At 43.0% G+C, this 11,017-nt stretch carries 11 protein-coding genes; 6 read left to right on the top strand and 5 right to left on the bottom strand.

Annotation, left to right across the window (positions count from 1 at the left end; translation table 11 throughout):
- The coding region (locus RMO27_RS08025; protein ID WP_309731112.1) for a DUF1636 domain-containing protein at positions 1-394 on the top strand (394 nt) is incomplete at its 5' end.
- A 154-nt stretch (positions 395-548) separates the two neighbouring features.
- On the opposite strand, the gene RMO27_RS08020 is transcribed toward RMO27_RS08025, so the two are convergent.
- The gene (locus RMO27_RS08020) at positions 549-953 is read right to left on the bottom strand and encodes a Fur family transcriptional regulator (RefSeq protein WP_309731110.1); all 405 of its coding nucleotides are present in this window, start codon (positions 951-953) and stop codon (positions 549-551) included.
- A gap of 286 nt (positions 954-1,239) precedes the next feature.
- On the opposite strand from RMO27_RS08020, the gene RMO27_RS08015 reads away from it, so the two are divergent.
- Complete coding sequence (locus tag RMO27_RS08015) at positions 1,240-2,610, top strand: alkaline phosphatase PhoX (protein ID WP_309731108.1); 1,371 nt, start codon at positions 1,240-1,242, stop codon at positions 2,608-2,610.
- Between the two features lie 143 nt (positions 2,611-2,753).
- Entirely contained in the window at positions 2,754-3,167 is a 414-nt protein-coding gene (locus tag RMO27_RS08010) for a hypothetical protein (protein ID WP_309731107.1), read from the top strand.
- Positions 3,168-3,192: 25 nt separating this feature from the next.
- On the opposite strand, the gene RMO27_RS08005 is transcribed toward RMO27_RS08010, so the two are convergent.
- A complete protein-coding gene (locus tag RMO27_RS08005) occupies positions 3,193-4,041 on the bottom strand; it encodes a metal ABC transporter permease (protein ID WP_309731106.1) in 849 nt (282 codons plus the stop codon).
- Positions 4,042-4,147: 106 nt separating this feature from the next.
- On the bottom strand, positions 4,148-4,894 hold the full coding sequence (locus tag RMO27_RS08000) for a metal ABC transporter ATP-binding protein (protein ID WP_309731105.1): 747 nt from the start codon (positions 4,892-4,894) through the stop codon (positions 4,148-4,150).
- A 255-nt stretch (positions 4,895-5,149) separates the two neighbouring features.
- Between RMO27_RS08000 and RMO27_RS07995 the strand changes: the two genes are divergently transcribed.
- A complete protein-coding gene (locus tag RMO27_RS07995) occupies positions 5,150-5,941 on the top strand; it encodes a Cfr10I/Bse634I family restriction endonuclease (RefSeq protein WP_309731104.1) in 792 nt (263 codons plus the stop codon).
- Between the two features lie 8 nt (positions 5,942-5,949).
- Here RMO27_RS07995 and RMO27_RS07990 read toward each other — a convergent pair whose 3' ends face one another.
- Positions 5,950-7,149 (bottom strand): DNA cytosine methyltransferase, encoded by a 1,200-nt coding sequence (locus RMO27_RS07990; protein ID WP_309731103.1) that lies wholly within the window; start codon positions 7,147-7,149, stop codon positions 5,950-5,952.
- A gap of 108 nt (positions 7,150-7,257) precedes the next feature.
- Between RMO27_RS07990 and RMO27_RS07985 the strand changes: the two genes are divergently transcribed.
- Entirely contained in the window at positions 7,258-7,491 is a 234-nt protein-coding gene (locus RMO27_RS07985) for a helix-turn-helix transcriptional regulator (RefSeq protein ID WP_309731102.1), read from the top strand.
- A gap of 109 nt (positions 7,492-7,600) precedes the next feature.
- Here the strand turns inward: RMO27_RS07985 and RMO27_RS07980 are convergent, their stop codons facing one another.
- Entirely contained in the window at positions 7,601-9,523 is a 1,923-nt protein-coding gene (locus RMO27_RS07980; RefSeq protein WP_309731101.1) for a heavy metal translocating P-type ATPase, read from the bottom strand.
- Positions 9,524-9,604: 81 nt separating this feature from the next.
- Here RMO27_RS07980 and RMO27_RS07975 point away from each other — a divergent pair, with 81 nt between their 5' ends.
- Positions 9,605-10,717 (top strand): precorrin-8X methylmutase, encoded by a 1,113-nt coding sequence (locus RMO27_RS07975; protein ID WP_309731100.1) that lies wholly within the window; start codon positions 9,605-9,607, stop codon positions 10,715-10,717.
- Positions 10,718-11,017 lie beyond the last annotated feature (300 nt).

The following is an 11,017-nucleotide window of genomic DNA, read 5'->3' as shown; positions in this document are numbered from 1 at the left end:
TAAATTAGATTGCTTTATGACTAAACATGCTTTGTACATCTGCAAATCTTGTGCTTTCTCCCTGACACAACGCGATTATCTGGGAGAAAGAGGTGGTAAGTATTTATTCGATCGAGTGTCCGATCTAGCTGAAAATTGGGTTTTAAAATCTGACTTTGCAATTGAAGAATTAGTTTGTTTGAGTGCTTGTAAACGACCATGTGCGATCGCTCTAACTGGCATTAACAAAACTAGCTTAATGTTTGGCGATCTATCACCGCTAAATAGTGCAGATGCAATCCTCCAATTGTGCGATCGATACTATGCCAGTACCGACGGCATCATCCCCCGAAATGAACGACCAGAAATCTTGCAAAAGGGCATTTTAGCCAGAATTCCACCTTCTCTAAGTTAAGTAATACTTCGGCTCACTGTGCCTACGGCAGGCTAACGCCAACGACAGGCTCAGTGCAAGCCGCTCAGTACAAGTGAGTACTAAGTAAAATGGAAAGCTAGAGAAAACATTCAGTGGGCAATCGGTAATTATCAATTATCAACTATCAATTAATTTAATTGTCTGCTGCTTGACAAAATGTACACAAACCAAAAAATTCCAAAGTATGATAAAAGACTTTAAGTGATTGTTTTTGTTCTAACTCAGCTTCAATTTGACAAACCGGACAAGCATCAATCTCCATTGACTTACTGCATCGCACACAAGTAAAGTAATGCTGATGTTTTTGCACTAGACTATATAAAGATTCACCTTCAGTTGAATTACGACTTTGAACTAATCCTTGCAACCTTAATACTTCTAGTCCACGATAGACAGTAGCTAGCCCCAAAGTTTTGTGAGTATTCCGCAATTGAACATACAAATCTTGGGTGGAAATTTCACCTTCAATTGTTTCGAGAGTTTTGAGAATACGCTCTTGATGGGGAGTTAATTTTGCGATTAAACCAGTACTACTCATACTTTCAACTTTAGCTAAAAAATTACTGCATTATCTAATTATACAACAATGCTTATTATCATCCCTTTGGGAAACAAGCAATTAGATCGGAATTAAAATCATCGTTCGAGCTACACTACTTTTTATTTTCACGATCGCACCACAAGTAGCTTTTGAAAAAGTGGGCGGCTCCCACTCACATGTAAAGATCGGCACAACAAATTAGGCAGTCGATCGATATAATTCAAGCATGTGGAAATTGATATAATTCTCTTAGCAACATCGATCCCGACTCCTGATTTACCCTATGTCCATTTCCCGTCGTCATTTTCTGACACTTGCTGGAGCAAGTGCTACCAGTAGCTTTCTGTTAGCTGGATTAGAAAGTTTGTATAGTGAGTCTGGAGCAAGATCCTTAGTAAAGTCGCCGAAAGTTAACGGCTACGGTGCGTTAGTCAAAGATCCCAAGGGAATTCTAGATCTACCAGCAGGGTTTCGCTACAAGATTGTCTCTCAAAGTGGCAAACAGATGAGCGATGGGACGGTAACACCCAGTAATTACGACGGAATGGCAGCTTTTGCAGGTAAAAACGGTTCGAAAATTTTAGTTCGCAATCACGAACTTCGCCTAACTGATCAGTCGCGAGTGATCGCCGCTCTCGATCGCATGTACGATCCTAATTGTAAGGGCGGCACTACAACTCTCACGCTCGATCGAGATCGTCAGTTAACTAAAGAATATGTATCCTTAGCAGGCACTAGCGTCAACTGTTCGGGTGGTACAACACCCTGGGGGACGTGGATTAGCTGCGAAGAAAATACTGCCATGCCAGGGATGTCAGATCCAGGAAAAGGGACAGTTACCAAACCCCACGGCTATAATTTTGAAGTGCCGATAAATAGCCAAACGCCAGTTGTACCAGTACCTTTAGTGGCGATGGGGAGATTTCGGCACGAAGCAATCTCGATCGATCCGCGCACTGGTATTGTCTATCAAACCGAAGACGATCCGACTGGATTATTCTATCGATTTATGCCCAAACAGCCTGGAAAATTAGCAGCAGGGGGGATACTTGAAGCCCTCAAAATCGTCAAAAAGCCCCAAGTTAATACCAACCAAAACTTCCCGCTCCGTCAGAAATTTGCGGTAGAATGGGTGCGAATTGAAGAACCAAATCCCGCCGAAAACACAGTGCGAATGGAAGGATTTACTAAAGGTGCCGCTCAATTTATGCGCGGTGAAGGAATCTGCTATACAAATGGTTCTTTTTACTTTACCTGTACCCAAGGTGGTAATGTTTTACCAAATGCCCCTTTAAGAGTGGGCGAAGAAGCACGAGGTAACGGACAAATCTGGAAATATACGCCTGGTAAAACAGCTAAAAATGGTGGTTCTATCGAATTATTTTTAGAACCAAACGATCCAAATATTGTCGATCTTCCCGATAATATTACCGTCGCACCTAACGGTCATTTAATAACTTGTGAAGATGGCAAAGGCGAACAAAGATTAATCGGAATTACACCCAAAGGTGGTGTTTATACTTTTGCCCGCAATGCCAGAGATCGGAGCGAATTTGCCGGAGCGTGTTTTACCCCAGATGGTCAAACAATGTTTGTCAATATCTACGATCCGGGGATTACTGTCGCAATTTGGGGGAATTGGGCTAGAGTTTAAATGTCAATTACACGACGAAATACGATCGATGCTCCGATCGCTTGCCACTCGATCGTCATTATACATGGAGCGATATTTTGGATCGCCCAGACTGTTATGGTATATTTAGATGAATAATATGGATCTCAATCTACCCTATTAATATGAATAAGTTGAGCCTTGCCTTGATTTCTGGTTCTGTTTTATCAGCAGCAACTTTGCTGAGTGGATGGATGGATCGACCCGCATTGGCGATCGGCAAGAATACCCAGCAAAACATCTTACAGCAGTCTTCAGTCAGCAATTTTTCTTCACATTTTACCTGCAATCGACCTGGATGTACTAGTAGCTATCGATCGGCAGCTACTCAGCAAGTTGCTAGTAAAAAAATTACTCCTTCCGCGCCTACAGATCCGATTGGGCTAGACTTTACAGCGGAAGAAAGCGATGCAGCTATTGCCAAGTTCGGCTGTGATTGCACTCGATCGATTAATCTTCTGCGTCAAACACGCGGCATTACGGTAGGGGTTGACGGAGAATATTTACCTCCAAGTCAATCGGTTAGATCCCCACATTAACAAGTGCCCATTTTATGGCGATCATTTAATTTGATGTCGATCGCAAGCGTTGAGTTAAAATGCCTTGAGATGGACTAAATAGTAATGCGAGGATAAATAAACCTGACGATACAATTACAATCGCTGGGCCAGATGGGACATTTTTAAGATAGAAGCTAATATACACTCCACCCATACTAGCGATCGCACCAATAATTGCACCCACAATCATCATTTGATGAAATTCTTTGACTAGCAGGTATGCTGTTAAAGCTGGGCCAACTAGTAGCGAAATCACTAAAATTACGCCGACAGCCTGCATACTCGCAATAATTGTCAGTGTAATTGCCGACATAAATCCGAGGTGAATAACCTTAACTGGTAAGCCCATCGCTTCGGCTCCAGTTCGATCGAATGTATAGAATAGCAACTCTTTATAAAATAGCCAAACTGCTGTAAAAATCAACGCAGTTACACCCGCCGTGCGATAGATATCGGTGATAGTCGTACCCAAAATATCACCAAATAGGAAACTATCTAAATCGATATTATTTTTGAGGATAGAAATTAAGATAATTCCAACAGAAAAGAAACTAGAAAAGGTTAATGCCATCGCTGCATCGACTTTGACTCTTGATTGCGATCGAATCCAGGAAATAGTCCCCGCCCCCATTATTCCAGATATAAATGCCCCGATCGCAATATCTATGCCCAAGAAGAAAGAAAGCGACAATCCTGGCAATACAGCATGGGCAATTACATCGCCATATAATGCCATTCGTTGCACGATTAGATAACTACCTACCACCGGACATAAAATCCCGACAAGAAACCCAATTGCGATCGCATTTCGCATGAATTCATATTTCCAAGGGTCGATTAAAAAATCTAGCATAATGCTGATAGTGGATAGTGGATAGTGGATAGTGAATTAGTGAATTAGTGAATAGTAGATAGTGAATTAGTGAAATAAAGACTTGATTAAGAATTCGTCCGCCTGACTAACAGAATAAATCTGCACCATGATCTCGATGACTATGCTGATGTAATGACACACCATAAGCTTGTTGAAGATTGGCGGGAGTCATTACCTGTTGGGGGGAACCATCAGCAATTAGACGATGATTGATGAGTAAGATTCGATCGAGTTGATCTAACGACTTGCCCCATTCGTGGGTGCTAACTAGCAAAATTTTACCTGCCGTTCGCAATTCGTCAAAAACTTCCAGCAACACGGCTTCTGTTTTTTTATCGACTCCAGTAAATGGTTCATCAAACAAGAATAAATCTGCTTGTTGCGCTAGGGCACGGGCTAAAAACACTCGCTGTTGTTGTCCGCCCGAAAGTTCGCCAATCTTACGATCTTTGAGATCCAACATCCCAACTCGATCGAGTGCCCCATTGACGATCGCCTTCGCCGCTGCCCCTGGACGACGCAACCAGCCCAATTGACGAGTACGCGCCATCATCACCACATTCCAAACCGTAATCGGATAATCCCAGTCTACCTGGGATCTTTGGGGCACGTATGCCACCCGTTCCAAATGCCGACATAGAGGACAATTACAATATTTGATTGTGCCATGTGCAGTCGGGATCAGTCCGAGCATCGCCTTGAGCAATGTACTCTTACCCGCTCCATTCGGCCCAATCAGTCCCACCAATTCACCTGGATCGAGCCGAAAGTCAATTTGCTCTAAAGCACGTACTCCACGGTAATTAACAGCTAACTGCTGAATCTCTAGCATGAAACATTAATTATGAGAATGATTATCGTGGATAGTCTCAACGATAACATGAATCAAGTTCGCTCGACGATTTAAGTTGTAGGAAGTTCGGGTGTCGCTCTCAATACGTGCCATAATACTACTAAAAATTCATCTAGTGATACTAAACGGAATTGAATATCATCAAAGTGGACTCACGTTAAATAGATAAAATATTACTCAAAACCTGCTAAATTAAGCTGAATCTATCATTCAGCGACAAGCTAACAGAGATTAATGGCAATCAAAAAAAATGATGAATTTGAGGCTATTTACCCTAGCCTCAATCTAAATGGATTGACATTTCTTGATATCGTCAATCACATTCAAAGAGAAGTAGTTCAGAAGTCAGTACAGCCGATAAAGCAAGGGTCGCTCAATAACTGTCGTGGAACTTGGCATGAACTAGCTTTTATAATGGAAGCACATCGATCGATATTAAGATCTACGAAAGACTTATATGTCATCAAAATGGGCATTGAAACTAGTATCAAGTTCTGGGAAATATACAATCAGGAATCTAGACAGCAATATCAGTCATTGGTCGATCGATTACAACACAAAAACAACCCGATAGTTATTCGATGTTCAACACCAGATTTTGTAGTAGTTGGCAGGGATATTATTCTTAATTCTACTAGCTCTCAAATTCTCGAATCTCAATCACCTTCCTTGCAAGAAATTAATGAATTATACAAAGTCATCAAGAATAATTGCGTGCCGGATCTAGTCAAAGGATTTATTAGCTTGAAAACTAGCAATCGCCCAGATCGTAGATATCAGATTTTAGTAGAAGCTAATGTGACTAAATTTGCTAGCAAGTATATTCATCCACCCGATTGCCCATTGCAGTTTGATGTCATTGGTGAAAGCAACTCATCTGATATTGAAGTATTTAAAGCACCCTTAATGTCTACTCTTCCATTAACACTGGATGGAGATATAGATATTGTTGAAAGAGCAATCGATGATGAAACTAATATCACTTCCAGTTCACAATTAGATAGCTATTGGGAGAGATATAAATAGTAATATGGCTAAGATACTAAATCGAATAATGGAAGTTGATGATGCAATCCTCCTTGGTGTAGCCTCTCTCGTGGAGGATCGATCTTTGAAGAAGAAAAGTCTAATTTATGAGGATCGGATAAAAATTGATAGATAGAACTAGCAATACCTTTTGCGGCTAATACTGGAACGCCATTACCAATACTTTTAAACATATTCGTCAAAGACATTTCCGGCGAAAGTTCAAATTCTGGAGGTAGTGACTGAATTGCTAAAGATTCTGCAACAGATATTCTTCTGGCTTGATAGGGATGTAAATGAACCTCATTATTGCCATAACAGGCGGTAGGCGAATATCTCCACCGATGCAAGCGTTTATAAGATTTTTTGCCATCATCCCCTTCAGGAATAGATAAAAATTTACTCAACCCAGCCCGAGGCTGAAAATAATGTTTGCCATTAGGATGATTTTTAACATCATTTTTATCAAACCAATATTGTACAGTAAGATTCACTGGTATATCTAAAGGACAATCTAAAACTGAGTTCTCACTAAATGGGTTAGTTTTTGGCCAAGGATAGCTAGAGATACAGTCTAATGGAAATAGTTTATTTCGATCCCATGAAAATCTATCTGTTAGATTGTGACCAGATTTTGTAGATACTAAATCCGATCTGACTCCAATTGCAATAGCTCGTTGTCTACTCTGGGGTACGCCATATTGCAATGTATTAATTAAACTGTCTGCAATTACATATCCATTATGTTCTAATCTCGATCGCATTCGATCGTAAAATAATCGATGTTTAGTAGTAGACCACAAACCCTTGACATTTTCAAACAAAAAGAAATCAGGCTGGTATCGACAGATAAGTTCTATATAAGTTTCTGTCAACTTACCATTTTCTCCTCCACTGCCCTTATTTTTGCCACCAACTGAAAAATCTGGACAAGGTGGCCCTGCAATAAACCCGACAAGAGAACCATCTTTTTTTGCATCAATTAATAAAGCTCGAAATTTTGCTACTCTCTCTGATTCAAGCAGACTAGCTACATCACATAGATCGTATCCATACTCCGGTTGCGATAATTTCATCTGAGTACGCGAGTACTGATGTCCACCTAAAAATGATGGGTTGATTTCATTAACATAGGCAATTTCAAACCCAGCCATCTCAAAGCCTAGATCTAGGAAACCAATACCAGCAAAGAATGAGAAAATTTTCATCTATCTACCCAACTAAGTAGGTTATGAGTTAAAGTTATCTGGTAAGATTATTACAAATTAGTTTAGGGTATGTCAAGCTAATTTATCTAAATTGATTTGTAATCATGTATGGCATTGAGCGATTTTCATTCTGAAAGGCTACGCCAACGAATCGTCAGTCTCCGCAAGCAGCGCAATTTATCTCAAAGGGATATCGCTCAAGCATTGGGCATAACAGATCAGACGGTAAGTAACTGGGAGCAAGGGCGCAGTGAGCCAAGGCTCACAATTAGACAAGTAGTTTTACTATGTCGTATTTTAGACTGTTCTTTGACCGATCTTGATGATGGTGAAGATTTATAGAAGGCACTAGCAGAGATATTTCATCAACTCCATGCTCAGAGATTGAGGTAGACTTGCTCTCTCAAATAGTACTAGCTTGTGGCGATGAACGATTAAGATTAAAGTCGCCCTAATCTTTCAGCAACCGTAAACCACTTAAAATCACCAACACGGTAGATCCTTCATGACCCAAAACACCCAACGGGAGGGTCATATTGCCAGTAAAATTGGCGACTAGCAGTATCACAATAAAGCTCAGGGCAAAAACAATATTTTGCTTGACAATCCGCCCAGTGCGACGACTCAGCCGAATGGCATATTCTAGTTTTTCCAATCGATCGGTCATTAATACTACATCTGCTGTTTCTAGTACCACATCACTGCCGACAGTTCCCATCGCAATCCCGACGGATGCCTGAGCGAGCGCAGGAGCATCATTAATCCCATCCCCAACCATCGCCACGGACTGATATTGTTGCTGGAGTTGACGAATTACTTCAAGTTTAGCTTCAGGTAACAGTTCGGCATATACGCCATCGATCCCAATTTCCTGAGCAATACTGTCGGCGGTACGCTGATTATCGCCTGTCAACATCACAATTCGATCGATCCCTAGCCGTTTCAATTGAAAGATCGATCGAGCGGCTGTAGCTCTGACGGTATCGGCAACGGCGATAATCCCCAGGATGCTGTTGTCAGAAGCAACCCAGACAACGGTTTTGCCCTCCTGTTCCCACTGCTGGCTGTGTTGGGCGATTGATTCTGGGCAATTAGCTGCTTGCGCTTGCACAAAAGCGGCTTTACCGACTACAGCTATTTTTCCCTCAACTTCGCCTCTAATCCCCCGCCCAGGTTCAGCTAAAACATTAACAGCTTCAATCCACTCCCTGCCCTGTTTCTGGGCTGCTCGGACGATCGCATCCCCGATCGGATGCTCGGACATGCTTTCTAGAGCAGCAGCCACTTGGAGCAATTTGTCTGGATGTTCAACTGCCATGACTTGGATCACTTGAGGTTTTCCCGTAGTCAGGGTTCCAGTCTTGTCAAAGGCGATCGCCTTAACTTTGCCGATCGCTTCTAACTGCGCGGCATTCTTGAACAAAATCCCATGTCGTGCCCCATTTGCAATACCTGATAGAAGTGCTGGCATCGTTGCTGCCATTAAGGCACAGGGCGAAGCTACTACCAGAAAAATTAGGGCGCGATAAACCGTATCTTCCCAAGTCCAACCGAGTAGAAATGGTGGTAGAGTTCCTAGCAAAATGCCCAGGATGACGATCGCTTTGGCATAGCCGCGTTCAAACTGTTCGATGAACTGTTGGGAAGGTGGTGTCTCAGTCTGCGCCTGTTCTACTAACCGAATTACCCGCTGAATCAGACTACTCTCTGGAGATCGATCGATCTGAATTTTCAACGCACCGTTACCATTAATTGTCCCAGCAAATACCTCATCCCCCACAGTTTTTTCAACGGGCATCGATTCCCCCGTAATTGGGGCTTGATTGAGTTCGCTAAACCCCTCCGTGACAATCCCATCCGTCGGTACCAACTCTCCAGGCTTAATGAGGACTCGATCGCCGATTTGTAATTCAGCTACCGACACCATTTGTTCCTGTCCATCAACGAGCGTGCGGGCGATATCGGAAGTCAGACTCATCAGCCCTTGAATACTCCGTTCTGTCTGCTGCATCGCATAGCCCTCAAGCACTCCACTGATGGCAAAAATCAGAATCAACATTCCACCATCGACGATGAAGTAATATTCCTTTCGCCACAGCCCCAAAATAGCTGCTCCCAACGCTGCCACAATCATCAATAAATCTACATCCAGCTCTTTTTCCCGCCACAAAGTGCCCAGCCCTTCCAGGGTGTTTTGATAGCCCCCAATCACATACGCAGCAGTCAGAATTAGCAAACTCACTCCCAACCAGCCTTGATCGAGAGTGAACCAACCGAGTAACACTAGTAGAGCGCACACTCCCGCCGCGATCGCATCTGGGTGTGCTTTAAATAGTGCTTGCCAACGGGATCTAGACAGGGCAGGGGAAGACATGGCAACAAAAATAGATTGCCTTCATACCCTACACCTTGACATTAATGTTAATGTCAAGGTACGTATTGAGATTCAGAAAATATGGAAGCTGAGTATTTGACGATTAAAGAACTCACCGAAGCAGTGGGCGGGGATATCACACCGCGCATGGTAAGGCACTATCACACCCTCGGTTTATTACCCCCAGCCCAGCGATCGATCGGTAACTATCGACTTTATACCCCCCAAAATATTCAACAGCTACAGCGGATTGTCGCCCTCAAACAGCAAGGGTTTCAGTTGTCCCATATTCAACAGCTACTCGAAAGTGATTCAGGCATAGATGCCAATCCAACTCTGGTGGCTCAGCTGCAACAGCAATATCAGTCGGTAATTCAACAATTAGCGCGGCTAAGGCATACAGCATCAGCATTAGAGGGGATCTTAGGGCGAGATAGTAATTGTCAGATCGTTCAAGCAGAAGCGATCGCCCAGTTAAAACTTCTAGAAGTAGAAAGTCAAGAGCGACTGGGGGAAATCGAAGGACTTTGGCATCACCTGGATGGAGCCGTCGATTCTCACCCTGAAGCCTTCCAGGAATCCCTACAACACCTGTTACCAGATCTTTCTAGCCGATCGGAGATTGAGGCAGACTTGCTCTCTCAGTTGGTGCTAGCTTGTGGTGATGTGAGCTTGGTTAATTTTGTCCGCTTGAGTGGGGATGCGATCGGTTCAGCACGGGCGGCTCTCAAAAATGGCTGCCAGATTGTCGGGGATATCGCTGCTGTGACTGCTACACTCGATCGCACTCGATTAGCTCATTTAAACTGTCAGATTGAGACGCTGATCGACGATCCTCACATTACGGGTGTAGCCGAAGCGGAGCAAGCATTTTGGCAAGATAAAGGGTGGCTAAATCGTCTCCACCAAATTCCAGATCGTTCGATCTTAATTATCGGCTATGCGCCCTCTGTACTGATGGCAGTGTGTAATGCGATCGATCGGGGACAGATCCAACCTGCGCTGGTAATTGGAATGCCGATCGGATTTAGTCACGCTCCGGCTGCTAAACGACGATTGATGGCTATTGGCATACCTTATATTACTATTCAAGGCTCGATCGGCGGTGGACTATTGGCAGCAGTGGCGGCGAATGCTCTGATTGCATCGCTATTGGAAAAACCAGATTGCCACTGTCATCTCAAATCGAGCTGATTGGGGTAGACTAAATGCTTAATGCTGCGGCCTAGTCGATCTAATTTCCAAACTAGATCCTGGCATTATTCTTAGCATCGATCGGGCACTATTTCACCATTACGGCTTTCCCGCTAATATGGGGAAAATGGGGTAAAATGTAGCGATAGCGGAATTTTCTCCTATTTCCAAATATGGATTTTCACCTAGATACTTTGCTAAATCTGCCTAATCCAGTTGTGGACAGCTATTCAAATACGTTAGATGCTGTTATTCTGAAGTTACAGTTAATTAATGATGGAATTAATTGCCCTAATTGTA

The organism is Chamaesiphon sp. OTE_75_metabat_556 (assembly GCF_031378165.1).
In the GTDB taxonomy this organism is placed as follows: domain Bacteria; phylum Cyanobacteriota; class Cyanobacteriia; order Cyanobacteriales; family Chamaesiphonaceae; genus Chamaesiphon.
Note: the sequence above shows the minus strand (reverse complement) of the source record. Positions and strands in the feature narration are given on the sequence as shown.

Excerpts from the sequence above, each read along its gene's own strand:
- RMO27_RS07995 (WP_309731104.1), top strand. The coding sequence starts at position 5,150 with ATGGCAATCAAAAAAAATGATGAATTTGAGGCTATTTACCCTAGCCTC.
- RMO27_RS08010 (WP_309731107.1), top strand. The coding sequence starts at position 2,754 with ATGAATAAGTTGAGCCTTGCCTTGATTTCTGGTTCTGTTTTATCAGCA.
- RMO27_RS08005 (WP_309731106.1), bottom strand. The coding sequence starts at position 4,041 with ATGCTAGATTTTTTAATCGACCCTTGGAAATATGAATTCATGCGAAAT.
- RMO27_RS08020 (WP_309731110.1), bottom strand. The coding sequence starts at position 953 with ATGAGTAGTACTGGTTTAATCGCAAAATTAACTCCCCATCAAGAGCGT.
- RMO27_RS08000 (WP_309731105.1), bottom strand. The coding sequence starts at position 4,894 with ATGCTAGAGATTCAGCAGTTAGCTGTTAATTACCGTGGAGTACGTGCT.
- RMO27_RS07975 (WP_309731100.1), top strand. The coding sequence starts at position 9,605 with ATGGAAGCTGAGTATTTGACGATTAAAGAACTCACCGAAGCAGTGGGC.
- RMO27_RS07990 (WP_309731103.1), bottom strand. The coding sequence starts at position 7,149 with ATGAAAATTTTCTCATTCTTTGCTGGTATTGGTTTCCTAGATCTAGGC.
- RMO27_RS07980 (WP_309731101.1), bottom strand. The coding sequence starts at position 9,523 with ATGTCTTCCCCTGCCCTGTCTAGATCCCGTTGGCAAGCACTATTTAAA.
- RMO27_RS08015 (WP_309731108.1), top strand. The coding sequence starts at position 1,240 with ATGTCCATTTCCCGTCGTCATTTTCTGACACTTGCTGGAGCAAGTGCT.
- RMO27_RS07985 (WP_309731102.1), top strand. The coding sequence starts at position 7,258 with ATGGCATTGAGCGATTTTCATTCTGAAAGGCTACGCCAACGAATCGTC.